Raw genomic sequence first — 24,614 nt, 5'->3', positions numbered from 1 at the left:
GGTGATCGTGACGAGTTTGGTGCGGAGAGCTAGCCCTTGACGGCGCCGGTGATGACGCCCTTGGCGAAGTGCTTTTGGAGGAACGGGTAGACCATCAGGATTGGCACCAGCGCCACCACCACCACGGCCATCTGGATGGACTGCGGCGGGGGTGTGGTGGTGATGCCAAGCTGGTCTGCAGCACCGCTGCCCTGCACTACGAAGTTGCGCAGGAGCAATTGAATGGGCCACTTGCTGTGGTCGTTGATGTACAGGAGTGCGTTGAAGAAGGAGTTCCAGAAACCCACGGCGTAAAACAGGCCGACCACTGCGATCACGGCCTTGGACAACGGCATGACGATCCGCCACAGGATCTGCCAGTCGTTGGCGCCGTCGATCCTGGCGCTTTCGATCAGTTCACCGGGGATATTCATGAAGAACGACCGCATCACCACAAAGTTGAAGGCGCCGAAGATGCCCGGCAGGATCAGTGACCACAACGAGTCCAGCAGTCCAAGCTGCCGGATCATGAGGAAGGACGGGATCAGCCCGGGAGCAAACAGGAGCGTGAACAGCACCGCCAGCACTACCGGCCGGCCGAACAGCACCGAACGGCTCGTGGCGTAAGCCATGGTGATCGTGACGAACAGCGCCAGGATGGTGCCCACTGCCGTCACCAGCACACTGACTCCCAGCGACTGCAGCACCATGGGTCCCTTGAAGATGGTGGCGTACGCCTCCAGCGTGGGACGTTCGGGCCACAGGACAAACCCACCGGCCTCCACCAACTGCTGGTTGTCCGCCAGCGAGGTGGAGACCACCAGCAGGATGGGCGTGAGGATGGACAGGCTGAAGGCCACCAGGACCACCGCCTTGACTGTTTGGTACAGGGCGGAGGGGCGCTCCTTCCATACCGGACGCTTGGGGCTGTAGCTCAGCTCCCGTGGTTTCCTGGTGAAAAGTGTTGTTGCCATGAAGTTCTCCTTGTGCGGCAGCTGCGGGCCTGCGTGGCCTTCAGCGCGCTTGTTTTGCGAAAATTCCGTCTTCGCCAAAGCGGTGGGCAAGTTTGTTGGCGCCGTAGATCAGCAGCGCGCTGACGACGCCTTTGGCAAGTCCTGCCGCTGCGCCTGAACTCCAGCCACCACCTACCACGCCGGTGTAATACGTGAAGGTGTCCAGCACTTCGGCTGCCCCGGCTCCCACGGCATCGCGCTGCAGGATGAACTGCTCGAAGCCCACGGAGAGGATGTCTCCGATGCGCAGGATCAGCAGCAGGACGATGACGGGCCGGAGGCCCGGGAGGGTGATGTGCCACATGCGGCGCCAGCGCCCTGCGCCGTCGGCCGCGGCGGCCTCGTAGAGCGAGGCATCAATACTGGCGAGGGCTGCCAGGAAGATGATCATGGCCCATCCGGCGTCCTTCCAGATCATCTGCACTACTACCAGCACGGGGAACGTTTCCGGGTTGGTCATGAACGGGATCGGCTCCATGCCCCAGTCCCGGAGCACGTTGTTGACGAACCCCGCGCCGCCGAGCATCTGCTGGAAGAAGGCGATGACCAGGACCCAGGACAGGAAGTGTGGAAGGTAGGCGATGCTCTGGAAGATCCGCCGCACCCGCGTGCTGATGAGTGAGTCCACGATCAGCGCCAGCACCAGCGGTACCGGGAAGAGGAAGACCAACTGCCACGCGGCCAGGTAAAGGGTGTTCCAGAACGCATGGATGAAGTCCGGGTTGGCAAAGAGATCCGTGAAGTTTTGCCAGCCGACGAACAGGCTGTCCCCGATCCCCAGGTAGGGCTGGTAGTCCTGGAAAGCAATGACGTTCCCCAGGATGGGGATGTAGAAGAAGACGAGCAGGAATGCCACGCCCGGCACCATCATCAGGAGCATCTGCTTGTCGCGCCGGAACCGCGCGCGGAAACTCTGCGCAGGGATCCTGCTGCCCTTGCGCCTGCCCCCTCCGGGCCTTCCCGGCTTGGCCGCCGGGGCACCATTGCCCTGTGCTGCCGCGACCCGGCCGGCAGCCGGCGTGACCGGAGCCTGTTCCGTTGTCGAGTTCATACTGTCTCCTCGTGTGCCGGGCGAAAACCATTAGTGTGATCCGCACCACGCTCGTTAACCGTTTAACAAACCATAAAGGGAGGCACCGTGTGTTTGCAAGATCATGATTGAAACTGGTTCTAAAAATCACTTTTCATCACTTTTGCGCTTCCCCCTGTAGAATTCTCGTCAGCATGCCCCAAGGGATCGCAGCGGGGACCGCACCCGTTTCCGCCCGGCGCGCCCACTGGAACGGGCGCGCGTGGTGGAAAGGGGTGCGCTCCCGCTGTGGATCGGGTGCGCATGGCGGAAAGAGGTGCGCTACCGCTGCGGAACACGCGGGCAGCGCACGGAATCAGACTGAGGATTGACATGGCAGATTGCTGCAGTCCGGGCGCAGGCTCCGGGAAAAGTACGACGCCGGAGCTGACGCCGGCACAGCGCACGGCGGGCGGCCACCCCAAGGCGGGTACCGGCGTCGTACCTTCCGCCTCCGTGAGCGCAAACGACGTCCCTGTCCCCGCTGGAACGTTCGCCATGGGTGACGCCTTCAACGAAGGCAACGCCGGCGACGGCGAGGCCCCGGTCCATCCTGTATCCGTTTCGGCCTTCCGCATCAGCGCCACCACAGTGACCAACCAGCAGTTCGCGGAGTTCGTGGAAGCCACCGGCCACCGAACGGAATCAGAGACCTTCGGGACCTCTGCCGTGTTCCATCTGGCGGTCAAGGCCCAAGAGCAGGACATCCTCAACCGGGTCAACGACGTCCCCTGGTGGCTTAATGTCCGCGGAGCGAACTGGGCCCACCCTGCCGGCCCGCTGTCGCACTGGACCGAAGTCCCGGACCATCCGGTGACCCATGTCTCCCATGACGATGCCCTGGCCTACTGTGCATGGGCTGGCCGGCGGCTCCCTACGGAAGCCGAATGGGAGTACGCAGCACGCGGCGGCGTGGAGGGCCGGCGTTACCCGTGGGGAGATTCCCTCCACAACGGGCACGCCGTCGGAAGCGCGCGCCACCACTGCAACATCTGGCAGGGGGAATTTCCCGTCCGCAACGACCAGGAGGACGGCTACCTCACCACGGCACCGGCCCGCTGGTTTGAACCCAACGGCTACGGCCTTTACCAGACCAGCGGCAACGTCTGGGAGTGGTGCAGCGACTGGTTCCTGCCGAAGTACTACCAGACATGCCTGGCTTCCGGCACCGTCCACGATCCGCAGGGGCCCACCATCGGCCGGGGCAGGGTGATGCGGGGCGGCTCCTATTTGTGCCATGACTCGTACTGCAACCGCTACCGGGTGGCGGCCCGCAGTTCCAACACCCCGGATTCAGCCAGCGGGAACCTGGGCTTCAGGACCGTGGCTCTCTAAGCTACTTGGGGCCGTGCCCGCGTTTGTGGCCTTGGCCGCGGAGCGCGTCCAGATCTCCGGCGATGATCCTGGTGGCGCTGGCAGTCCCGCCGTTCCTGGTTCCGGAGACCTGCACGGTGTCGCCGGTCTTCAGCTCGGCTGCAGTGGCCGAAGGCAGGCCGGGATTGCCACGTCCGTTCCGGGGCCGCACCGTGTCGGCGGGAACCATGGAGATCTTTGTGTCGGAGGTGATGGCGTACCGCTGCGTGAACCCGTCCTCACTCGTCACCGTGATGTCCGTGGAGTTGACCGACTCGATGGTCCCGCGCTGGGTAACAAGCGTCCTGAATGTTCCGTCCGCGTCCTTCACCACGTGCTCGCCATGAAGAGCCTGTCCGCGCTTGGCGGTGGATTTGGGCGGCGCATTGCCGTTGCCCCGGGTTTCGGACGGGCCCGGTGAGGCGGACGTGCCCGACGGCGACGGGCTGGGCTGGGTGCCCGCCCAGACTGCCGCTGTTCCACCGGCGGTCACGGCGACGGCGATGCCGCCTGCGAGGAGGGCCTTGCGAAGGCCTGGAGAAAGGGTGGCCATGGGTTAATTGTGCCCCTTGACCAACAAAAAGTGGGTCGCAGTTGTTGCCGTTCTGAGCGCTCAAAACGGCATCAACTGCGACCCAGTTGGGTGAGAGGGGGGTCTTAGCCCTCTACCCCGAGCTTCTCGAGGATGAGCTCCCGGACACGGCCGGCGTCGGCCTGGCCACGCGTGGCCTTCATGACGCCGCCAACAATGGCGCCGATGGCCTGGATCTTGCCGCCACGGATCTTCTCCGCGACATCCGGCTGCGCAGCCAACGCTGCGTCGATCGCTTCAAGGAGCGGACCGTCGTCGGAAACCACGGCGAGGCCACGCTTTTCGATGATCTCTTCCGGCGTACCTTCACCGGCGAGCACACCGTCAAGGACCTGTCCGGCCATCTTGTTGTTGATCTTGCCCGCTTCCACCAGCTTGTTCAGCTCCACGATGGTCTGCGGGGTGACACCGAGCTCGGCCGGCTCAACATCGGCAACCTTGGCACGGCCCACGATCTCGCCCATCCACCACTTGCGCGCCACGGCGGCGCTGGCACCCGCGGCCACGGTCTCCTCGATGGAGTCCATGACACCGGCGTTCACCACGTCACGGAATTCCAGGTCGGAGTAACCCCAGGCTTCCTTGAGGCGTTTGCGGCGCTCTGCCGGCGGTTCGGGCAACGTGGCACGGAGCTCTTCGACCCATTCGCGCGATGCAACCACGGGGACCAGGTCCGGTTCCGGGAAGTAGCGGTAGTCGTCGGCGTCGGACTTGGCGCGGCCCGAGGTGGTGGACCGGGTGTCCTCGTGCCAGTGCCGGGTCTCCTGGGTTACCGGCTGCCCCGAGTCCAGTACGGCTGCGTGCCGCTGGATCTCGTAGCGGACAGCGTGCTCCACGGCGCGCAGCGAGTTCACGTTCTTGGTCTCGGAGCGGATACCGAAGCGTTCCTGGCCGTGCGGGCGCAGTGACACGTTCGCGTCGCAACGGACGTTGCCCCGTTCCATGCGGGCATCGGAGACGCCCAGGTTCTTCACGATCTCGCGGATGGCGGCGACGTAGGCCTTGGCGAGTTCCGGTGCACGGCTGCCGGCGCCTTCAATCGGCTTGGTCACGATTTCCACCAACGGAACACCGGCCCGGTTGTAGTCCACCAGCGAGTAGTCGGCACCCTGGATGCGACCGGCCGCGCCACCCATGTGGGTCAGCTTGCCGGCGTCTTCTTCCATGTGGGCACGTTCGATTTCCACGCGGAACACCGTGCCGTCTTCGAGTTCTACGTCCAGGTAGCCGTCATAGGCGATCGGCTCGTCGTACTGGGACGTCTGGAAGTTCTTGGGAGTGTCCGGGTAGAAGTAGTTCTTCCGGGCGAAACGGCAGGACTCGGCGATCTTGCAGTTGAGGGCCAGGCCGATCTTGATGGACGACTCAACTGCCGCCTTGTTCACCACGGGCAGGACACCGGGCATGCCGAGGTCGACCTCGTTGACGTTGGTGTTGGGCTCGTCACCGAACACATTGGGGGCGGAGGAGAACATCTTCGTCTTGGTGTTGAGCTCCACGTGGACCTCGAACCCCAGCACGGGATCGTACTTCTCCATGGCCTCTTCGAAGCTGACGATTGCGTCGACGGACATTAGTTGGAACCTCCGGCGGTGGTGGCTGCAGAGCCAAGGGCTGCGGTTTTCAGGTCAGGCGCCTGGGCCAGGATGGGACCGCCCCACTTGTCTTCAAGGATCGATTCGAGCACGGCACCAACCCTGTAAAGGCGGGCGTCCCCGCGGGCCGGGGCCAGGAGCTGGATGCCCACGGGCAGGCCGTCCTCGTCGGCAAGGCCGCCCGGCAAGGAAAGCCCGGGGATGCCTGCCAGGTTGGCGGGAATGGTGGCGACGTCGTTCAGGTACATGGCCAGCGGGTCGTCCAGCTTCTCGCCAAGCTTGAACGCAGTGGTGGGAGAGGTCGGCGAAATGAGGACATCCGCCTGCGCGAACGCGGCATCGAAGTCGCGCTGGACCAGCGTCCGGACCTTCTGGGCGGAACCATAGTAGGCGTCGTAGTAGCCGGCGCTCAGGGCGTAGGTGCCCAGGATGATGCGGCGCTTGGCTTCGTCGCCGAAGCCGGCGGCGCGGGTGGCTGCCATGACGCGTTCAATGGTCATGGGACCGTCGGTGGGCAGAACGCGCAGGCCGTAGCGGACGCCGTCGAACTTGGCCAGGTTGCTGGAAACCTCGGACGGCATGATCAGGTAGTAGGCACCCAGTGCGTATTTGAGGTTGGGGCAGGACACCTCCACGATCTCGGCGCCCGCATCCTTGAGCAGCTGCAGGGATTCCTTGAACCGGTTCTCGACACCGGCCTGGTACCCCTCGCCGTGCAGTTCCTTGATGATGCCGATCTTCAGTCCGGCGACGTTGCCCACGCGGGCAGCCTCCACCAGGTTGTTGAAGGGATCCGTCAGGGAGGTTGAGTCGAAAGGATCGTGCCCGCCGATGACTTCCTGCAACAGTGCGGAGTCCAGCACGGTGCGTGAGACCGGGCCGATCTGGTCCAGGGAGGAGGCCATGGCGATCGCGCCGTATCGGGACACGGCACCGTACGTCGGCTTCATGCCCACGGTTCCGGTGACGGCACCGGGCTGGCGGATGGAACCGCCGGTGTCGGTGCCCAGGGCCAGCGGCGCTTCGAAGGCGGCGACGGCAGCGGCAGAGCCACCACCGGATCCGCCCGGAATGCGGTCGAGATCCCATGGGTTGCGGGTAGGGCCGTAGGCGGAGTGCTCCGTGGAAGACCCCATGGCGAACTCGTCAAGGTTGGTCTTGCCCAGGATCGGCATCTTCGCGGCGCGCAGCTTCTTGATGACCGTGGCATCGTACGGGCTGTGCCAGCCCTCAAGGATCTTCGAGCCGGCAGTCGTGGGCTGGCCGATGGTGACAATCAGGTCCTTCACGGCGATGGGCACGCCGGCCAGGGCATGAAGGTCTTCACCTGCGGCCCGGGCTGCGTCCACCTCAGCTGCGACCGAGAGTGCTTCTTCGGTATTGACGTGCAGGAAAGCGTTGACGTGGCCATCGACGTCGGCGATCCGGTCCAGGTGCGCCTGCGTGACCTCGACGGCGGAGACCTCACGGGCAGCAAGCTTGGCTGCGAGGCCGGCAGCGGAGTGGTGGATGAGTTCGTTCTTCAGCTCAGTCATGGTGTTAGTCCTCATCCAGGATCGCGGGGACCTTGAAGCGGTCTTCGGCAGCATCGGGAGCACCGGACAACGCTTGGCCGGCTGTGAACGTGTGGCCCACGACGTCCTCGCGGAACACGTTGTTCAACGGAATCGGGTGGGACGTGGCCGGGACGTCGTCGCCGGCGGCTTCGCTCACGGACTTCACCGAATCCACGATGACAGCAAGCTCGCCCGCCATCCTGTCCAGTTCTTCGTCACTCATTTCGATGTGAGCCAGACGCGCAAGATGCGCGACATCGTCACGGTTGATCGCAGCCATGGATCTCCCCTGCAAAGTTCAATTGGTTTTCCGGACCAGTCTACTTGGCTTGGGGTCCCCATGAACCAAACGGGGCAGCAGAGCGGACCATGTCCGGCTCTGCTGCCCGTCGGCACCCGGGGGCTCAGCCGATCGCGATCGCTCCGGTCAGCATGCCCACTGCCAGCATGACAACGGAGATGGCTGCCGACCGCCACAGGACCTTCTTGTGGTGGTCGCCCAGGTCCACCTTGGCCAGGGACACCAGCAGCAGGATGGCGGGCACCAGGGGGCTTTGCATGTGGAACGGCTGGCCGGTGATGGATGCGCGGGCCATGTCTGCTGCCCCGACGCCGTAATGGGCGGCGGTTTCGCTCAGGACGGGGAGGACACCGAAGTAGAAGGCGTCGTTGCTCATGAAGAACGTCATGGGGATGCTCAACAGGCCGGTGATGACGGCCATGAAGGGTCCCATGTCGGACGGGATGATCTGGACCAGCCACTCGGACATTGCCTTGACCATGCCGGTGCCGTTGAGGACGCCCGTGAGGACTGCAGCAGCCATGACCATGCTGACCACGGCCACGATCGATGGCGCGTGGGCGATCAGCTGGGCACCCTGGTCCTTCACCTTGGGGAAGTTCACCAGCAGGGCGATCGCGGAGCCGACCATGAACACATACGGCAGGGGGACGATGTTGGCGATCAGCACGCCCATGACGGCCACCGTGAGCCCCAGGTTGAACCAGAAGAGCTTGGGACGGAGGGTGGACCGGTTGGGATCCAGCGCGGTGTCCGCCATTGCGGTATCGTGCTCGTCCACCAACGCAGCGGTGTCCTGGTCGAGGACCGCGACGCCGGCACCTCCACCGGTGCCGGGCTTACCGGCGGTGCGGCCCAAGCCGGAAGCACCCTTGCCGGAGCCGGCGGTGACGGACCCGCCTCCGGTCGTGCCGCCGTCGAACGCGTCCGAGGGATCTGCGACGTCACCCCAGATTTCCGGGGCGGTGGCACGGAGGCGGTTGCGCTCTTGGAGGCCGAGCAGCCAGGCGAAGACGAGGACCACCGCAAGTCCCGCGACCAGGGACGGAACCATGGGGAGGAAGACGTCGTTGACGTCCAGGTGCAGGGCTGTGGCGGCACGGGCAGTGGGGCCGCCCCACGGCAGGATGTTCATGGTGCCGTTGGCAAGGCCTGCAACGCAGGTAAGGACCACGGGGCTCATCTTCAGCCTCAAATAGACCGGGAGCATGGCTGCCGTGGTGAGGATGAAGGTGGTGGAACCGTCGCCGTCCAGGGACACTGCGGCGGCCAGGAGGGCGGTGCCGAGCACCACCTTGGCGGGGTCGTTGCCCAGCTTGCGCAGGATGAACTTGACCAGGGGGTCGAAAAGTCCGACGTCGATCATCAGGCCGAAGTAGATGATGGCGAACATCAGGAGCGCGGCCGTGGACGTCATGGACTTCATCGAGTCCATCACCATGTCGCCGATGCCGAGGCCGGCGCCGGCGAAGAGGCCGAAGACGGTAGGGACGATGATCAGCGCCAGGACCGGCGTCAACTTTTTGGTCATGATCAGGACCATGAAGACCGCAATCATTGCGAATCCAAGCAAAACCAGCACGGCCTGCTCCTTACTTCTCTGTAGGCGCCACTTCAGTGTGATGCGCACAACAGACGCTATAGTGGCGCCGGTCACGGGTGGGGGTTTCGCTCGATTGATGGGAATAGTGATCATTGAGAGCGTTTTGCGCATTCTGCTCAATGCTTCAATGGAAGTGGAGGAAAGGAGCAAGGGTGCCGCGGTTCAACCGGGTGAGCATGCGCTTCTCCACCCAAACACTCCTGCTGCAGTTGGGGGTGGTCCTGTTGGTGGTCCTCCTCAGCGGCACCGTCCACGCCTGGCTCGTGTACGAGCGGATCGGCAACGAGGCCGAGAACCAGGCCCTTACCCTGGCCAGGACCGTGGCCGCGGATCCCGACGTCCGGGCCCAGGTCCAGGACATCAGCAAGGAGCAAGGCACTCCCCCGGCATCGGTGCTCGCCGCCGGGCCGTTGCAACAGGCCGCCGAGGCAGCCCGGGTCCGCACGGGTGCCCTGTTCGTGGTCATCACGGACGAGACCGGGTTGCGCCTGGCCCACCCTGAGCCCGCACGTCTGGGCGAACGCGTGAGCACCGACCCCTCCGCTGCACTGGGCGGCCAGGAAACCACCACCCGAAATACCGGCACCCTGGGTCCGTCCGCGGGGGCGAAAGTTCCCGTCTACGCGCCCGGCACGGGCAGCGCCGGCGGCACTGGCGGGCAGGGCCCGATCGTGGGTGAGGTGAGCGTGGGCTACTCCGTGGAATCGCTCGGCAAGAGCCTGGCCCGCGACATCATCCCGATCGCGGTGACAGCAGGCGGCGCCCTGCTGGCCGGCGTCCTGGCGTCGTTCCTTCTCCGCCGCCGGCTTCAGCGACTCACCCTGGGACTGGAACCGGAAGAAATCAGCACCCTGGTCCACGACCAGGTAGCCGTGCTCCAAGGCGTGGACGAGGGCGTGATCGGCATCGCCGCCGACGGCCGGATCTCCGTCTTCAACGCAGCTGCCGCCCGCCTGCTGGACATGCCCGACGCCACCGGACAGGCATGGAACTCAGCCCCTGTTCCTGCCCCGCTGAAGGAGCTGACCCGACCCGCCGCGCAGGACGCGGAAGCCGTTGAGGTACTGGCCGGCGACCGCGTCCTGGTGGCCAGCGCCCGCAAGGCATGGCACCGCACAGAAGACCTCGGCTGGGTGGTGATGCTCCGCGACCGCACCGAGTTGCAGCAGTTGACGCGCCAGCTCGACGCCGTGGGCACCATGTCCGCAGCCCTCCGTGCCCAGCGGCACGAGTTCGCCAACCAGCTGCACACCATCGCCGGTTTCATGAGCATCGGCCAGCATGAGCAGGCCAAGGAGTACCTGGCAAGGATCTCCGCAACCGGGCCGCTCAAGTTCCCCGTGGAGCAGGCCGAACTCCTCCAGGACACCTACCTCCAGGCCTTCATCGGGGCCAAAGGCGTGGAAGCGTCCGAGCGCGGCGTGGTGTTGAAAATCGGTCCGGAGACGCTGGTGCGCGGGCACGTTGCCGACCCGCAGGATGTCACCACAGTGCTCGGCAACCTGATCGACAACGCCGTGAACGCCGCCGTCGCCGGTTCCGCCGCGGAGCGCTGGGTGGAGGTGGAGCTCCTGGATGACGTCACCGGGAACGGCGGTACCCTCCACCTGGTGGTGGGCGATTCAGGTGACGGACTGGGCGCACTGGATCCCGATGAGGTCTTCACCGAGGGATTCACGACGGCGGAGGCACCGGTGCGTGCCGGTGCCGGACAGGGTCTGGGGTTGGCTTTGGTGCGACAATTGGCGCGGCGCCGGGGCGGAGACGTGCGCATCCTGGACACGGGCACACAAGGTGGGCCGGGCGCCGTCTTCATGGCCTCCATCCCGGGAGTCATGGCAGCGGGCGGCACGGACAACGGAGCCGGCGCAACGCCGGAAAAGGAGAGCGATGGCTGAGGACCTGCGGGTGTTGATCGTTGACGATGACTTCCACGTGGCCAGGCTGCACGCGGCCTACGTGGATTCGGTGGCGGGCTTCATGGCGCTGGCTCCCGCCGGATCCGTATCGCAGGCACTGCAGGCCATCCACAGCCTGAGGCCGGATTTGGTGCTGCTGGACGTCTACCTGCCGGACGGCTCGGGGCTGGATTTGCTGGGCCAACTGGACGTGGATGCGGTGATGCTGACGGCGGCCTCCGATGCCCGGTCCATCAGGGTGGCGCTGCGGCGGGGAGCGCTTGGTTACCTGCTCAAGCCATTTACCGCCGAGTCGCTGTCCCAGCAATTGCGGTCTTATGCCCGGTACCGCAGGATCCTGGGGCAGCAGGCCAGCGTAGACCAGATGAGCATCGAACGCGCCAAGCGGGCGCTCATTCCGGGCGACGTCACGCCGTCGGCCAAACCGCGGTCGGCCACCGAGGCGGCCGTTTTGGAGTCACTGCTGCCGGGAGAGCAGTATTCGGCCGCCGAAGTCGCGGACCGGGTCGGCGTCTCCCGGGCCACGGCGCAAAGATACCTGTCCTCGCTTGCGGACGATGGCGCCGTCGACATCCAGTTACGCTACGGAACCACGGGCCGCCCGGAACACCGTTACGGCATCCCCGGCTAACCCAAGTAGGTCGCATTTGTGCGCGTTTTCAGCGTTCAAAACGCGCACAAATGCGACCCAGTTGGGTGCTTACGCGGGCTTTTGGGCTACGAGTTCGATTTCCACGAGCATCTGCGGGTCGAGGAACGGCAGGACGTGGACCAGCGAAAGGGTGGGGCGGATCTCCCCGAACACCTCACCGTGGGCACGGCCGGCGTCTTCCCACTTGCTGATGTCCGTCAGGTACAGCTTGGACTGGACAACGTCCTCGTAGGAGAAACCGGCTTCTTCCAGGACGGCGCCGAGCTTTTCGAGGATGTACTTCGTCTGCGAGTAGAAGTCGTCACCAACTATCGCCTGTTGGCCATCAACCAGTCCGGAAGCCGCCGTGGCGGAAATGAAAAGAGTGTTGTCCACCTGGACTGCACGTGAGTAGCCAAGGGTCTGCTCCCAGACCGAGCCCGAGCCGTACGTCTTGCGCATTGCGCGCCTTTCCTGTCGCTTCCCGGCCTGTTGCCGGGGTATCCGAGGAAAACTTTAAGGCTGGGAAAGCTCAAGCTTGTAAACGAACAGCTTTATGTCGGTACCCGGAACGAACCAATCACGCTCGGGGGCGCGGTCGAAGCCGGTGCGCTGGTAGAGGGCATTGGCGCTCTCCCACGTGGCACCGGTGGTGAGGCATACGGCGTCGATTCCTTCGGTCGCCCGGGCCTGCTCGACGACGGCCTGCACCAAGGCGCGGCCGGCCCCGGAACGCTGCACGGCCGGGTCCACGACGAGGGTGCGCAGTTCCAGTTCGCCTTCGAGCCCGATGTCCGAGAATCCTCCGCCTGCGGGTGCGGCCGTGACGGAGCCAATGATTTCGCCGTCGCGCTCGGCCACCAGGACATCGGCATGCTTTGCCCTGCCGGCGACGTTCTTCAGTTCCTGAAGGTACGGGTGGTCTGCGCTGCCGTAGTACCCCGCCGTGACGTACGAGTCGAGCGTGATGCGGCCAACGGCGTCGTAGTCTTCGGGCAGGGCGGGGCGGATGGTAATCGGCGAAAGCACCAGTCAATGGTAGTGGCACCTCCGGTGCCGATTGCGCCAAAAGCCGCTTTCCGTGACCGAACTATCAGTCATCTAACGAAAATCCACGACGGCGGGAGGTACCGGCTTGTTGCTTTGCATGGCTTTGCGTTGAGTCCGGTTGCGCCGGGTGAAGCAGGATTTCCCGCCGTTTCAGGCTTGTGTCCCGGCGCTGGCATCTTCCTCGCCGGGCGTGCTTGAGTTGCCACACCGCCGGCCCGGCAATCCCCCACCAAAGCACCCCATCCGACAAATCCGAGGAGAAAACCATGGCTGCTCCCGAACGCCAATTGCACCTCAATGCCTTCCTGATGAGCACAGGACACCACGAAGCCTCCTGGCGCCTGCCGGAAAGCGATCCCCTGGCAGTGACCAGGACCGGGCACTACCAGCACCTGGCCAGGACCGCCGAGCGCGGCAAGCTCGACTCGATCTTCTTCGCCGACTCCCCCGTCCTGTATGGCGAAGTGGGGCGCCGCCCTGCCGGGAAGCTGGAGCCCACCGTGCTGCTGACCGCCCTGGCCGGAGCCACGGAGAAGATCGGCCTCATTGCCACAGCGTCCACAACCTACAACGAGCCCTTCAACCTCGCCCGCCGTTTCGCTTCCGTGGACTGGGTCAGCGGAGGCCGGGCAGGCTGGAATGTCGTCACCACCGCAGGTCCCGACGCCGCCCGGAACTTTGGCGTGGACGACCAGCCCGCCCATGCCGTCCGGTATGAACGCGCGGCCGAGTTCATCGAGGTGGCACAGAAACTCTGGGACAGTTGGCAGGACGACTCGATCCTGGCGGACAAGGAAGCAGGTGTCTGGGGTGACGGCGGGACCATCCGCACCATCGACCACGAAGGCAAGCACTTCCGGGTCCGCGGTCCCCTCAATGTTCCGCGCTCACCGCAAGGCCACCCGCTGATTGTCCAGGCAGGCTCCTCGGAGGATGGACGCAAGCTGGCCGCCCGCTACGCAGAGGCAGTGTTCACGGCCCACCAGACCCTGGCCGATGCACAGGCCTTCTATTCGGACTTGAAAGCCCGGACCCTGGCCGTGGGACGCGATCCTGAGGGCATCAAAATCCTCCCGGGCATCGTCCCCGTGATCGGTTCCACCGAGGCCGAGGCATTGAAATTGGAACGGGAACTCGATGAACTGATCAAGCCCGAATACGCCCGGGAACAACTGGCCAAGACACTCCGGTTGTCCCCCGAGGACCTTCCCCTGGACCGGCAGCTTCCCGCAGACCTCCCGTCCGAGGACGACATCGAAGGCGCCAAGAGCCGCTACACGCTGATCGTGGAGTTGGCCCGGCGCGAACAACTGACGGTGCGGCAACTGATCGGCCGCCTGGGTGGTGGCCGCGGACACCGCACGTTCTCCGGCACCCCCGAGCAGGTCGCGGATGCGATCCAGGACTGGTTCGTGGCCGGCGCGGCGGACGGCTTCAACATCATGCCCCCGGTCCTGCCATCGGGACTGGAAGTATTCGTGGACCAGGTGGTGCCGATCCTCCAGCAGCGAGGCCTGTTCCGTACCGAATACACTGCCTCGACCCTGCGCGGACACTACGGCCTGGAACGCCCCGCAAACCGCTATGAGGGGAAAGAAGGGTCTCGCCTGACGTCCATCGGCTCGGCGTTCTAGGGTCTGGGCTTCAGCGTTTGGGCCACGACCACAGCGGCCCCTCCAGCGACCCGAGCCCTTTGATCCTGGTCTCGCCCAGGTCCTTGTAAAGCTCGTGTTCATGGGCGGCGCCACTGGTCCGCAGGGCAGCCAACAGGGCCTCCGAGTGCGTGACCACAATGATCTGGCTGCTGGCGCTGGCTTGGACAATGAGTCCGGCCAGCGCCGGCATCAGATCCACATGGAGGCTTGTTTCGGGCTCGTTCAGCACCATCAACTCCGGGGGCCTGGGTGTCAGCAACGCCGCGGTAAGGAGCAGGAAACGCAAGGTCCCGTCCGACAGCTCGGCAGCAGACATGGGGCGCAGCATGCCGGGTTGCCGCAACTCAACGCTGAAACGGCCTTCGGCCACCGCCACCGACAACCGGCTGCCGGGAAAGGCGTGCTCGACGGCGGCATCCAGCTTCCGCTCAAAGCCCACCTCGCGAAGGGTTTGGAGGGCCGCGGCGAGGTCCTTGCCGCTGTGGTGGAGCACGGGTGTGCGGGTGCCTATCTGCGCCTGACGCGCGGGGGCGTCGGCGTCCGTACGGAAATGGTCGTAGAAGCGCCAGGACCGCACGGAATCCCGGACCCGCAGCACTTCCGGGGCCCGGTCCTGGTCCGAGACTTCGGTCAGCATGCTCTGGAACGTGTCCAGGCGGCGCGAGAGCTCTGTCCATTGCCCGTCGGCATCGCGGAGCCTGGCCAGGCTCCCCTTCCGGTCCACCAGCAGTGAGCCGGGCCTGGCCACCGGCCCCGAGAAGATCTGCTCGCGCTTAATTTCAGGGTCAAGCATGAACGCGGAGGGCCTGGGCCTGCCAGTGTCCTGGTCAAACCACCCACCGCCCGGTACCGGGAGTCCCAGGTCGACCAAGTAGCCAAAGGAGTCACCGGAGTAGCCCAGCTTGAGGCTGACCGCTTCCCTGCGGACGGCCCCCTGGACGGGCACTTCCCCGCGCCGCATGGCCTCGCTGATGGATTCCGGTCCGGCCCACAAGGTGGACGGAAGCCCGCCGTCCCTGGCCAGCGACCCCACCACGTTGCCGTTGTCACCCCCGGCGCACTCGGCCAGTAGCCGGAGTGCGCGGTACAGCGACGACTTGCCGCTGCCGTTGGCCCCGGTCACCACATCCAAGCCATGGAGTTCGAGGGTGAGGTCCCGGATGGAGCGGTAGTTGGCGATGGCCAGCGTGCGGATCATGGACAGGTCATACGGGGAAGCGGCCGGACAGTTCCAGCGTCGCGGCACAGGTCCACGCCGCCAACCGGTCCTCGGCGCGGGGTCCGCCGTCGAGCGGGCTGTCCAGCTTGGGCCTGCGGACCCAGCACCCGGCTTCCTCGGCAACCAGCGCACCCGCGGCGAAGTCGTGCTCGTTCAGGCCGCGTTCACCAAAAGCATCGAACGTTCCATCGGCCACAAGGCACAGGTCCAGGGCCGCGGAACCCAGCCGCCGCACATCCGCGAAGCCCTCCATCAAACTGGCAAGGCCCGCCACCTGGCTGCCTCGCGTGGCAGGGTCGTAGCTGAAGCCTGTTGCGAGGATGAGTCCGGTCCGCCCCGGAACCGGGCCGGTGAGGCGCGTGGATTGTCCGGCAACGTCCAGCCACGCGCCATGGCCCTTGGCTGCGGAGTACACCCGGCCCAGCGCAGGGGCGTGAACCACGCCGGCCAGCCAGACGCCGTCGGAATCCGCCACGGCTACCGATGTGGCGTAGTAGGCGATGTTCCGGATGAAGTTGGTGGTGCCGTCCAGCGGGTCAATGGACCACCGGTAGCCCGATGGCTCCGACGGCCGGGTGGTGCCGTGTTCCTCTCCCGTGATGAAGTCCCGGGGACGGGCGGCAGTGATGGCCTCACGGACCGCGTTTTCCGCCGCGACATCGAATTCGGTCACCCAGTCACCGGCGTCTCCCTTGTTGGAGACGCCAAGCTCCTCCCCGCCTGTGCCGCCGGCTGATCTGCGGGACAGAACCGCAGCGCCGGCAGCGGCGGCAGATTTTGCCACCGCCAGCAGGTCCCGCACATCCGTGGCCTGGTGGCCGGCGTTGGATCCGTGCGCCGTCATTGGGCTGCAGTTTCCACCGGTTGGGACTCGCCGGCATCGTCTCCGGCCTCCGGGGTGGCTGGCCCGTTGGCGAGGAGGTCGCGGAATCCGTCCTCATCGAGGACCGGGATGCCCAGCTGCTCCGCCTTGTCCAGCTTGCTGCCCGCGCTCTCCCCCGCCACCAGGTAGCTGGTGTTCTTGGAGACGGATCCTGATGCCTTCCCACCGCGGATGATGATGGCTTCCTTGGCTTCGTCGCGGCTGAAATTGGGCAAAGTACCGGTGACCACAATGGTGAGGCCTTCCAAGGTGCGCGGAGTCGCGGTGTCGCGTTCGTCCTCCATGCGCACCCCGGCAGCTGCCCAGCTGTCCACGATCTCGTTATGCCAGTCCACGGCAAACCATTCCTTCAGTGCAGCCGCGATGGTGGGTCCCACACCGTCCACATGGGCCAGCTGCTCTTCCGTGGCATTCCGGATGGCGTCCATGCTGCCGAAGTTGGTGGCCAACGCCCGGGATGCCGTGGGTCCCACATGCCGGATGGAGAGGGCCACGAGGACACGCCACAAGGGCTGCTGCTTTGCTTTCTCCAATTCCGCGAACAGTTTTTCCGTGGTGGCGGTGGGCTTGGACGGGGTCTTGGCACTTCCCCGGGTGTAGAAGTACGGAACGAGCTCGTACTGGCCCGTGCCCACACCCTTGGACTTCTTTTCCCGCCGGATCAGGACGTTGGCAAGGTCTTCCCTGGTCAGGCTGAACAGCGCTGCCTCGCTGGTGAGCGGCGGGGTTTCCGGTTCGGCAGGCTGGGTCAGCGCGACGGCGGCTTCCCACCCCAATGCCTCAATGTCGAAGGCGCCACGGCTGGCCACGTGGAACACGCGCTCACGCAGCTGCGACGGGCACGATTTGGCGTTGGGGCACCGGATATCAACGTCGCTTTCCTTGGCCGGGGCCAGCGGCGTGCCACAGGAGGGACATTCGGTGGGCATCACGAACTCACGCACCGGCGGATCCTGCTTGTCCCTGAGCGCCAGCACCGGGCCAACAATCTCCGGGATGACGTCCCCTGCCTTGCGCAGGATCACGATGTCGCCGATCATGACGCCCTTGGCCTTGACCACATCCTGGTTGTGGAGCGTGGCCATGCCCACGGTCGAGCCTGCCACCTTGACCGGTTCCATCAGTCCGAAGGGCGTGACGCGGCCGGTCCGGCCCACGTTGACGGCGATATCCAACAGCTTGGTGTGGACTTCCTCCGGGGGGTACTTGTAGGCGGCAGCCCAGCGCGGCACGCGCGAGGTGTAACCCAAGGCGCGCTGGGTGGCGAAGTCGTCGATCTTGACCACGATGCCGTCGATTTCGTGCAGGAGGTCATGGCGGTGCTCGCCGTAGTGGGCGATGAATTCCAGGACGCCTTGATATGTATCCAGCACCTTGAAGTACGGGCTCACGGGCAGTCCCCATCCGGCCAGCAACGCATAGGTTTCGGACTGGCTCCTGGCGTCCAGGCCTTCGCGTGCGCCGATGCCGTGGACGAACATGCTCAGCGGGCGCTTGGCTGTTTCCGCAGGGTCCTTCTGCCGCAGCGAGCCTGCAGCGGCGTTGCGGGGATTCGCCAGCGGCGCCTTGCCTGCTGCCACCAGCGCCTCGTTGAATTCGGCAAATGCTTTTGAAGGGATGAAGACTTCGCCGCGGATCTCCACCTCGGAGGGATACCCGGAGCCGCTGAGCCTGCGCGGGATCTCCTTGATGGTGAGGACGTTGTGGGTGATGTCTTCACCGGTAGTGCCGTCGCCGCGCGTGGCGGCACGGACCAGCTGGCCGTCCCGGTACAAGAGATTCACGGCCAGGCCGTCGATCTTCAACTCGGTCAGCCATGCGATGGGTGGAACGCTGTCCCCGAGCTTGGCCGCGGACGCTTCAGCCTTGCGGACCCAGGCTTCGAGTTCATCAAGTGAGAAGACATCGTCCAGGCTGTACATCCGCTGCAGGTGTTGCACGGCCGCGAAGGCGGAAGAGACCTCGCCGCCGACTTCCTGGGTGGGCGAATCATTGGAGACCAGCTCCGGGTGCAGCGCTTCGAGTTCTTCCAGGCGGCGGTAGAGCTCATCGAACTCGGCATCGGAAACGAGCGGCTCGTCTTCCTGATAGTAGGCATACCGGTATTTGCGGACCTGGTCCGCAAGGTGCTCATACTCGTCCCGCAAGGCCTCCGACGGCGTTGCGCCCTCCAGGGCTGCGACGGCTGCGGCGGGTTCCTGGCTGCTGGTGTCGACCGGATCTGTCTTCTCGCGTGTGCTCACAGGTCTATCTTGCCGCACGCCAACGACAATATGTCGGCAGTCAGTGGGACGACAGACGGTTCCTGCTCCAGAGGGCGAACGCCAGTCCGCCCAGGCCCACCAGCAGCACCACACCCATGATGCCGAAAAGCCCCACCATGTTGGGGCCGGTGAAGCTGCCGGAAGCCATCACGGCGGCCTGTGTCTCCTTGCCCTGGTCGATCGGGGTGTTCCAGTTGGAGGACTTCGTCGCAGTTGGCGTCGAGGACGGCGTCGGGCTGGCTGTGGAGGTGGGGCTTGCCGACGGCGTGGGGGACCCCACCGAAGGAGCCGACGACGGCGCCACCACCTCGGGTGCCACCGTTGCCGGAGCCTGGACAACAGCCGGTTGCGGGGCCTGGACGGCAGGTGCGGGCGCTGCAGGGGCAGGCGACGCGGGTGCCGGTGCGGGTTCCCGCACACGCGTGGGTTCCGGCTTGGGTGCGGGCTTCGTCCTGCCTGCCTCGGGCGCCAGGCCCGGCTCCGTCGGAGTGGGCTCGGACGGAGCTGACAGGGTGGGGCAGGGCAGGGCTGACTTCCCGTTGCAGGGGGCTGCCTGTGCAGCCCCCTGCGGGATCAGCAGCGCTCCTGCTGCAAGAAGCACTCCCGCAACAACGGCAGGCAGGCGGCGCCGGGCGGACGGCGTGGCGGCAGGAAGAACAGTGGCATGCATGGGACGTGACCTCGCTGGGGGCGTTGGGGCGCTTAGGCGGTCCGGATGTTTCCGGCATCCTCCTACACGGGGCCGTCCTGAGGCAAATCCTAGCTTCGGTTCTCCGGCGGCATGGCCACTTGGAGTTTCCGAACCTTGCCCCGGCCCACGATGTAGCCACGTCCCGGAATGAAGTCCTTGCTGATGCGCCCCAGGGATGTATTGAGAAGGCTGTCGCCTTCCACGTCCCCGGGGTTGAGCAGCAAGCCGCGACGCCCGGATTTGAAGGGCTGGGCCAGCGACCATGCCTGGGACCAGGTGGAGGTTTCGGATTCGCCCACCACCCATTGGTCGGCCCGGATCGCCGCCGTCACCAGGCGTCCGATGCCGGACTCGGCGAGGGTGTCCGTGAACTCGGTCAGGCCCTCGATGAAGATCGCCATGCTGCCCGGATTATCGGTGGCCTTGTCGATGAGATCGTCCACGACGTCCGAGACCTCATCCGGTCCCACCAGCGAACGGCTCCAGATGTTCAACGTGGCCACGGCGGACCGGCGGGAACCAATGTAGACCAGGTCCGTCTGCGGGTTCGACTTCCGCATGGCGTAAGCCAGCGTGACCAGGGCCACGGTGCGACCGGCGCCCGGAGGGCCGGCCAGCAGCAGCGAACCCTTGGCGGCGATGGAAGCCGGACCAAGGGTCTCGTCATCCACGCCGATCACCGGGTTGTCCAACAAGCCGGCGGGCAGGATATCCAGGTCCACCATGTCCGGCAGGCGCTGGATCTGCGGAGCCTGTTCCAGGCCCTGGCGCAGCATGGCCTGGCTGAGCTTGGATACTTCACGGGCCTGCAAGGCAAGGTTGGAGTTGCCGCCCAGGACTGCCAGTTGGACTTCCAAACCGTCCAGCAACCCACGGCCCGGGGGTGAGGCCGCAGTGAGGACGTCCTTGGGCACGTCCAGTGTCATGTAGTCGTCTTCCGAGCTGAGCCGGAGGACCAACCGTTTCTGGATGGAGGCCAGGAGGGACGCCGGCACGGAGTTGGTGCGGTCACCGCTCACCACCAAATGGATGCCCAGAGGGCGTCCATCGGTAGCCAACTGAAGGAAGATGTCCCACAGCGCGGACAGGTTGCTGTACTCGTAGCCCTCACGGAAGGCGGACATGCCGTCCACCAGGACAAAGATGCGCTTCTCGTCCGGACGGTTGGCGAGTTTCCGGTACTCCACAATGGTGGCGGCCCTGACCTCGGCATACCGGGCGGCGCGATCGTCCGCGATGTCCTTGAGCCAGCGCAGGAGCCGGCCAACACGTTCCACGTCGTCACCGTTGATGACCTCGCCCACGTGCGGGAGGCCGTCGAGCATCTTGAGGCCCGACGAACCACAGTCGATTCCGTACACATGCACGGGACCGCCACGGGGTGTCACGGCAGCAGCAATGGCAATCCCCCGCAGCGCAGCCGACTTACCCGAGCCGCCCGTACCGTAGACAGCCATGTTGCCGTCCTTGTCCGGCTCGTAGAACACCGTGGGCTGGTCCTGGTGGGCAGGGTCGTCCGCCACGCCCAGGAGGAGCCTTTCGTCACTCCTCGGGTTGGGCAGCTTGGAGAAATCGTAGGTGGTGGCGAGCTCGTTGAGCCATGGTTTCCTGGGCGGTTCAATGGCCAGGGCATCGGCCGCCCGGGTGATGTTGGCGGTCATCCTGGCGATGTCGTTGGGACCGGCGGGTTCCTCCACGACGTCGGTAGCAGGTGGCGGCTCCCAGGACGCCCCGGAGCCGAAGGCCATCTCCACGATGTCAATCCGTGGACGCTGGGGCTTGTCCGTGGTCCAGCCGCCCGCGTAGCCGGTCTGGAAGCCTTGGACCCGCCCAGGACCTGTCTTGGCAGCGCCACGCCCGGGAATGGACGGGTCGAAATAGGCTGCGGTGGGAACGCCCAGGATGTCCACGGCGTCCACTTCGTCGGCCATGCGCAGGGCAACGCGAAGGTTGGTGTTGGCCCGCAGGTTGTCTTTGATGACACCGGCCGGGCGCTGTGTGGCCAGGATCAGGTGCAGGCCCAGGGACCGGCCACGCGCGGCAACGTCCACCACGCCGTCGACGAACTCCGGAACCTCCGTGGCCAGCGCGGCGAATTCGTCCACGATGATGATCAGGTAGGGCGGAGCTTCCGGATCCGCTTCCCGCTGCAACGCCAGGAGGTCCTTGGCCTTCTTGCGGTTCAGCAACCGTTCACGGTAGTGGAGTTCGGCGCGGAGCGAGGTCAGCGCCCGCCGCACCAGGTGGGGTGAAAGGTCGGTGACCAGGCCCACGGTGTGGGGCAGGTTGACGCAGTCCGCAAAAGCGGCCCCGCCCTTATAGTCGACAAAGAGGAAGCTGACCCTGTCCGGGCTGTAGGCCGCTGCCATGCCCATGACCCACGACTGCAGGAATTCCGATTTGCCGGCACCTGTAGTACCGCCCACCAGGGCATGCGGGCCCTCGTTCTTGAGGTCCAGGTAAAAGGGTTCGACGCCCTTTGAACCAACCAGGGCGCGCAGGCTGCCGTTGTCTTTGCGGTTTGCCACCGCCGTTGCGTGGACGGAATTGTTCTCCTGCCACCGTTCGGCAACCGCCTGCGGGTTGTCCATGAGTTCCTTGCCCGTCAATGTCGCGTAGGACACCGCACGAGGAAGATCGGAGTCGTCTTCCAGCGGGTTTCCAACGTCCACCAGCGGAGACATCATGCGGGCCAGTTGAGTGGCGAGTTCGGCGTCGAGGCTTTCGCAGCTCACCGGGTAGGTGTGCCGGCCCAGGCGGACCTGTCCCGTGGTGGTGCCGTGGTCGCCGTCGACGGAGAGGAAGTCGCGGCAGGCGGCCGGCAGGGACTGCACGGTGGCGGCCACCCACATCACGTGCACGCCAAAATCGGGTCCGCGTTCCACCAGGCGCGTCAGCCGTCCGCGGTCAACGGGAGCGTCGTCTTCAACCACCACCAGGACGGCAGGAACCACCGGAGCGGGAAGTTCCTCGTGTTCGTCCTTCACACCAGGCCGGGGCTGGGGTCCTGGCTCCTTGGCCAGGGCTTCCCGCTGTTCCACGAGGTCCTCCAGACGGGACAACAGCGAAGCACCGGCCCCGGGACCTGCAGCCAGGTGGTCACCGGACAACGGGCTGTGGCCCGAGCCCACGTGGGGCAGCCACTGCAACCAGTCCCAACGCTCCCGGGACCGGCCGGAAGTCAGGGCGCCCACCGCCAGTTCGGCCGGTGAATGAAGGCCGACGAGCTGCAGGACCATGCCCCGGGCGACGTCGTCAACCACGGAACGCTCCCCCGCCACGCCGAACGAGCCGGACGTACGCAGCTGGGACACGATGGGCACGCCTTCAATGACCCGGACCTGCTGCAGGCACTCCTGGATTTCCTTCATGTACTTCGGTTCGGTGTCGTTGGCTCCGGGCTCGTCGAACTGGATCCGCGACGGCGCGGAGCCCAGCCCGAACCGGACACCCAGGAACTGCTGGTGCTCAGGACGGTTGGTCCACAGCAGGGGTCCGAGCTTGTAGATGGCATCCACCGTGTCACTGACGGACGGTGCTTCCTGCAACCGGACCGCCCGCTCGATGTTCTGCTGGCGGTCGATGTCCTCCCGGAAGGCCAACATCGCCGCCCGGAACTGCTTGAGGCCTTCCTTGGCCTGGCGCTTGCTCTGCATCTTGTGGTCCACATAGTGCCCCACAATGAAGATCGGCATCATGGCCATGAACAGCACGGACAAAAGGTTCTGGGTGACGGCGAAGAGAACGCCACCCATGAGGAGCGGCGCAATCAGCATGATGTACGGGAACGGCTGGTGGTCCGGTCGCTTGGGACCGGCAGGCGGAACGCGCTTGGGCGACTCGAAGCGGGGCAGGACCCGCGGTGAGCGGTTGAAGTCCACCAGGGGTGAGGTCGGGCCGCCACCGTGGTTCCTGGACAGCGCCACGACCCCCACGGTCGTATCACCCAAGGTCACGGTGTCGGACGATTCGAGGGTGGCCCGGGTGACGGGAAGCCCGTCCATGAGGAGTCCGTTGGCGGAGTTCGTGTCCACTATTTCCACGGTCTCGCCGACGGTGATGCGTGCGTGGCGCTTGGACGTCAGCGGGTCCGTGAGGCGGATGTCGGCGTCCCGGTCCCGGCCGATGTAGCTGGTGCCGAACGGCAGCGAAAATTCGCGTCCGACGTCGGGCCCTGACATGACGCGCAACGTGGCGGCCGCGGCTCCACGGTTGCTGCGGTTGTCCGCGAACTGGTCGCTGACCTGCGTCAGCGACACCTTGGAACCGGGCCGCAGACCGGACTCGAGCAGGTTGTCTGCGGGGTTGAGCACGCGCCCGGACAGCCCTCCGCCGACGAACGCCTCGTCCACGCTGATGGAAAGGTTCGACGGCGGTTCGGTCCCCTTCCGTGCGGGGTCGGACACCCAGAGCTCCGTGGCGATGTCCGCCACCGTTGCCCGGCCGTCCACGGTCACGGCCAGGTCCTTCGCTTCCGCGGGGTCCCGGCGCAGGGTCAAACGGAACTTCATCCTTCGTCGGCTCCACTCATGGTCTCAAGGAGGTGCAGGTCTGCCGGTGTCACCAGATGGGACGTGACGGCATGTTCCACCAGGCGTGCTCGTCGGTTGGTGGCCAGTTTTCCGGCCCCACCGCGCAAACCGACCACGCCCACGCGGTCCAGCTTGTCGCACACGTTGTCCAGTTTGCGGTTGAAGCGGGTCAGCGCCCACCCCAGCCGTTTGGCTGCCTCGGCAGAGGACGGGATGGCGCTGAAACCGGTCCCTTCCCTCCGCAGCATGGGCTCGGCCAGGGCCACGATCAGCGCCTTTTGCGAATCGGTGAAGACCACAGGGCCGATGGTGGTGTCCCCGGCTTGGTCCTGGTCCCGGGCTTCATGCCTGAAAGACGGTGTCTTCAGGTGCACGGCGAACTCGTACGTGGTGGGGCCGGCCGTGAAGATGACGTTGGTGTGGCTGAAGACCAACGGAATCCGCGCCCCGGGGGCCAGCCAGGCCTGCATGCCGCCGGAGCCGTCCGCGATGGTCGCCGACAACATGCTGCCGACGTTGCTGAGCCACCAGATGCCGTCGTAGCGGGCAATCTGCAGGAAACGCCGGTGAAGGTACGGGTTGTCGTCGACTTCCAGGTCGCCTTCACGGCCGATATTGAAAATGTCTTCGTCGGATGGTTCGTACCATTCGCCACAGAAATCTATTGCTAGATTTCCCATGATCTGTGCCTCCTGAGTGGAATGTAGAT

The 24,614-nt window shown here is 65.5% G+C and carries 19 protein-coding genes; 4 read left to right on the top strand and 15 right to left on the bottom strand.

Annotated elements, in window-relative coordinates; translation table 11 throughout:
* Window positions 1-29 precede the first annotated feature (29 nt).
* Window positions 30-953, bottom strand: a complete 924-nt coding sequence (locus tag ACPFL9_RS07195) for a carbohydrate ABC transporter permease (RefSeq protein ID WP_426006683.1) — start codon at window positions 951-953, stop codon at window positions 30-32.
* A gap of 40 nt (window positions 954-993) precedes the next feature.
* Window positions 994-2,043: an ABC transporter permease gene (locus ACPFL9_RS07190; RefSeq protein WP_426006682.1), complete on the bottom strand. Its 1,050-nt coding sequence runs from the start codon at window positions 2,041-2,043 to the stop codon at window positions 994-996.
* A gap of 351 nt (window positions 2,044-2,394) precedes the next feature.
* On the opposite strand from ACPFL9_RS07190, the gene ACPFL9_RS07185 reads away from it, so the two are divergent.
* Complete coding sequence (locus ACPFL9_RS07185; protein WP_426006681.1) at window positions 2,395-3,396, top strand: formylglycine-generating enzyme family protein; 1,002 nt, start codon at window positions 2,395-2,397, stop codon at window positions 3,394-3,396.
* A 1-nt stretch (window position 3,397) separates the two neighbouring features.
* Here the strand turns inward: ACPFL9_RS07185 and ACPFL9_RS07180 are convergent, their stop codons facing one another.
* The 5 genes from ACPFL9_RS07180 to ACPFL9_RS07160 form a co-directional block, all read right to left on the bottom strand.
* On the bottom strand, window positions 3,398-3,967 hold the full coding sequence (locus ACPFL9_RS07180; RefSeq protein WP_426006680.1) for a DUF5666 domain-containing protein: 570 nt from the start codon (window positions 3,965-3,967) through the stop codon (window positions 3,398-3,400).
* Window positions 3,968-4,071: 104 nt separating this feature from the next.
* Window positions 4,072-5,580 carry an Asp-tRNA(Asn)/Glu-tRNA(Gln) amidotransferase subunit GatB gene (gene gatB, locus ACPFL9_RS07175; protein WP_426006678.1) on the bottom strand — a complete coding sequence of 503 codons (1,509 nt, stop codon included), beginning with the start codon at window positions 5,578-5,580 and terminating at the stop codon, window positions 4,072-4,074.
* Window positions 5,580-7,136: an Asp-tRNA(Asn)/Glu-tRNA(Gln) amidotransferase subunit GatA gene (gene gatA / locus ACPFL9_RS07170; RefSeq protein ID WP_426006677.1), complete on the bottom strand. Its 1,557-nt coding sequence runs from the start codon at window positions 7,134-7,136 to the stop codon at window positions 5,580-5,582. The genes gatB and gatA overlap by 1 nt, the downstream gene beginning before the upstream one ends.
* 4 nt (window positions 7,137-7,140) lie before the next feature.
* Entirely contained in the window at window positions 7,141-7,437 is a 297-nt protein-coding gene (gene gatC / locus ACPFL9_RS07165) for an Asp-tRNA(Asn)/Glu-tRNA(Gln) amidotransferase subunit GatC (RefSeq protein ID WP_426006676.1), read from the bottom strand.
* Window positions 7,438-7,561: 124 nt separating this feature from the next.
* On the bottom strand, window positions 7,562-9,040 hold the full coding sequence (locus tag ACPFL9_RS07160; protein ID WP_426006674.1) for a CitMHS family transporter: 1,479 nt from the start codon (window positions 9,038-9,040) through the stop codon (window positions 7,562-7,564).
* A 197-nt stretch (window positions 9,041-9,237) separates the two neighbouring features.
* Here ACPFL9_RS07160 and ACPFL9_RS07155 point away from each other — a divergent pair, with 197 nt between their 5' ends.
* The gene (locus tag ACPFL9_RS07155) at window positions 9,238-10,959 is read left to right on the top strand and encodes an ATP-binding protein (protein ID WP_426007510.1); all 1,722 of its coding nucleotides are present in this window, start codon (window positions 9,238-9,240) and stop codon (window positions 10,957-10,959) included.
* Window positions 10,952-11,611 carry a response regulator gene (locus ACPFL9_RS07150; RefSeq protein ID WP_426006673.1) on the top strand — a complete coding sequence of 220 codons (660 nt, stop codon included), beginning with the start codon at window positions 10,952-10,954 and terminating at the stop codon, window positions 11,609-11,611. Before ACPFL9_RS07155 ends, ACPFL9_RS07150 begins: the two co-directional genes overlap by 8 nt.
* A gap of 69 nt (window positions 11,612-11,680) precedes the next feature.
* Here ACPFL9_RS07150 and ACPFL9_RS07145 read toward each other — a convergent pair whose 3' ends face one another.
* Together ACPFL9_RS07145 and ACPFL9_RS07140 are read right to left on the bottom strand one after the other, a co-directional pair.
* Window positions 11,681-12,073 (bottom strand): RidA family protein, encoded by a 393-nt coding sequence (locus ACPFL9_RS07145; RefSeq protein ID WP_426006671.1) that lies wholly within the window; start codon window positions 12,071-12,073, stop codon window positions 11,681-11,683.
* Between the two features lie 54 nt (window positions 12,074-12,127).
* Window positions 12,128-12,640, bottom strand: a complete 513-nt coding sequence (locus ACPFL9_RS07140; RefSeq protein WP_426006669.1) for a GNAT family N-acetyltransferase — start codon at window positions 12,638-12,640, stop codon at window positions 12,128-12,130.
* A 287-nt stretch (window positions 12,641-12,927) separates the two neighbouring features.
* On the opposite strand from ACPFL9_RS07140, the gene ACPFL9_RS07135 reads away from it, so the two are divergent.
* Window positions 12,928-14,295, top strand: coding sequence for an LLM class flavin-dependent oxidoreductase (locus ACPFL9_RS07135; protein WP_426006668.1), 1,368 nt, complete (start codon window positions 12,928-12,930; stop codon window positions 14,293-14,295).
* A gap of 10 nt (window positions 14,296-14,305) precedes the next feature.
* On the opposite strand, the gene ACPFL9_RS07130 is transcribed toward ACPFL9_RS07135, so the two are convergent.
* The 6 genes from ACPFL9_RS07130 to ACPFL9_RS07105 form a co-directional block, all read right to left on the bottom strand.
* Window positions 14,306-15,514 (bottom strand): AAA family ATPase, encoded by a 1,209-nt coding sequence (locus ACPFL9_RS07130; RefSeq protein ID WP_426006667.1) that lies wholly within the window; start codon window positions 15,512-15,514, stop codon window positions 14,306-14,308.
* A 7-nt stretch (window positions 15,515-15,521) separates the two neighbouring features.
* A complete protein-coding gene (locus tag ACPFL9_RS07125; RefSeq protein WP_426006665.1) occupies window positions 15,522-16,379 on the bottom strand; it encodes an inositol monophosphatase family protein in 858 nt (285 codons plus the stop codon).
* Entirely contained in the window at window positions 16,376-18,661 is a 2,286-nt protein-coding gene (ligA, locus tag ACPFL9_RS07120; protein WP_426006664.1) for an NAD-dependent DNA ligase LigA, read from the bottom strand. The genes ACPFL9_RS07125 and ligA overlap by 4 nt, the downstream gene beginning before the upstream one ends.
* 40 nt (window positions 18,662-18,701) lie before the next feature.
* Entirely contained in the window at window positions 18,702-19,352 is a 651-nt protein-coding gene (locus ACPFL9_RS07115; RefSeq protein ID WP_426006662.1) for a hypothetical protein, read from the bottom strand.
* Between the two features lie 89 nt (window positions 19,353-19,441).
* The gene (locus tag ACPFL9_RS07110) at window positions 19,442-23,884 is read right to left on the bottom strand and encodes an FtsK/SpoIIIE domain-containing protein (protein WP_426006661.1); all 4,443 of its coding nucleotides are present in this window, start codon (window positions 23,882-23,884) and stop codon (window positions 19,442-19,444) included.
* Window positions 23,881-24,585, bottom strand: a complete 705-nt coding sequence (locus ACPFL9_RS07105; protein ID WP_426006660.1) for a hypothetical protein — start codon at window positions 24,583-24,585, stop codon at window positions 23,881-23,883. Before ACPFL9_RS07105 ends, ACPFL9_RS07110 begins: the two co-directional genes overlap by 4 nt.
* Window positions 24,586-24,614: the final 29 nt, after the last annotated feature.

The sequence above is a fragment of the Paenarthrobacter sp. NyZ202 genome, assembly GCF_049860755.1.
Taxonomy (GTDB): domain Bacteria; phylum Actinomycetota; class Actinomycetes; order Actinomycetales; family Micrococcaceae; genus Arthrobacter.
This window is presented reverse-complemented; position numbering and strand designations above follow the sequence as displayed.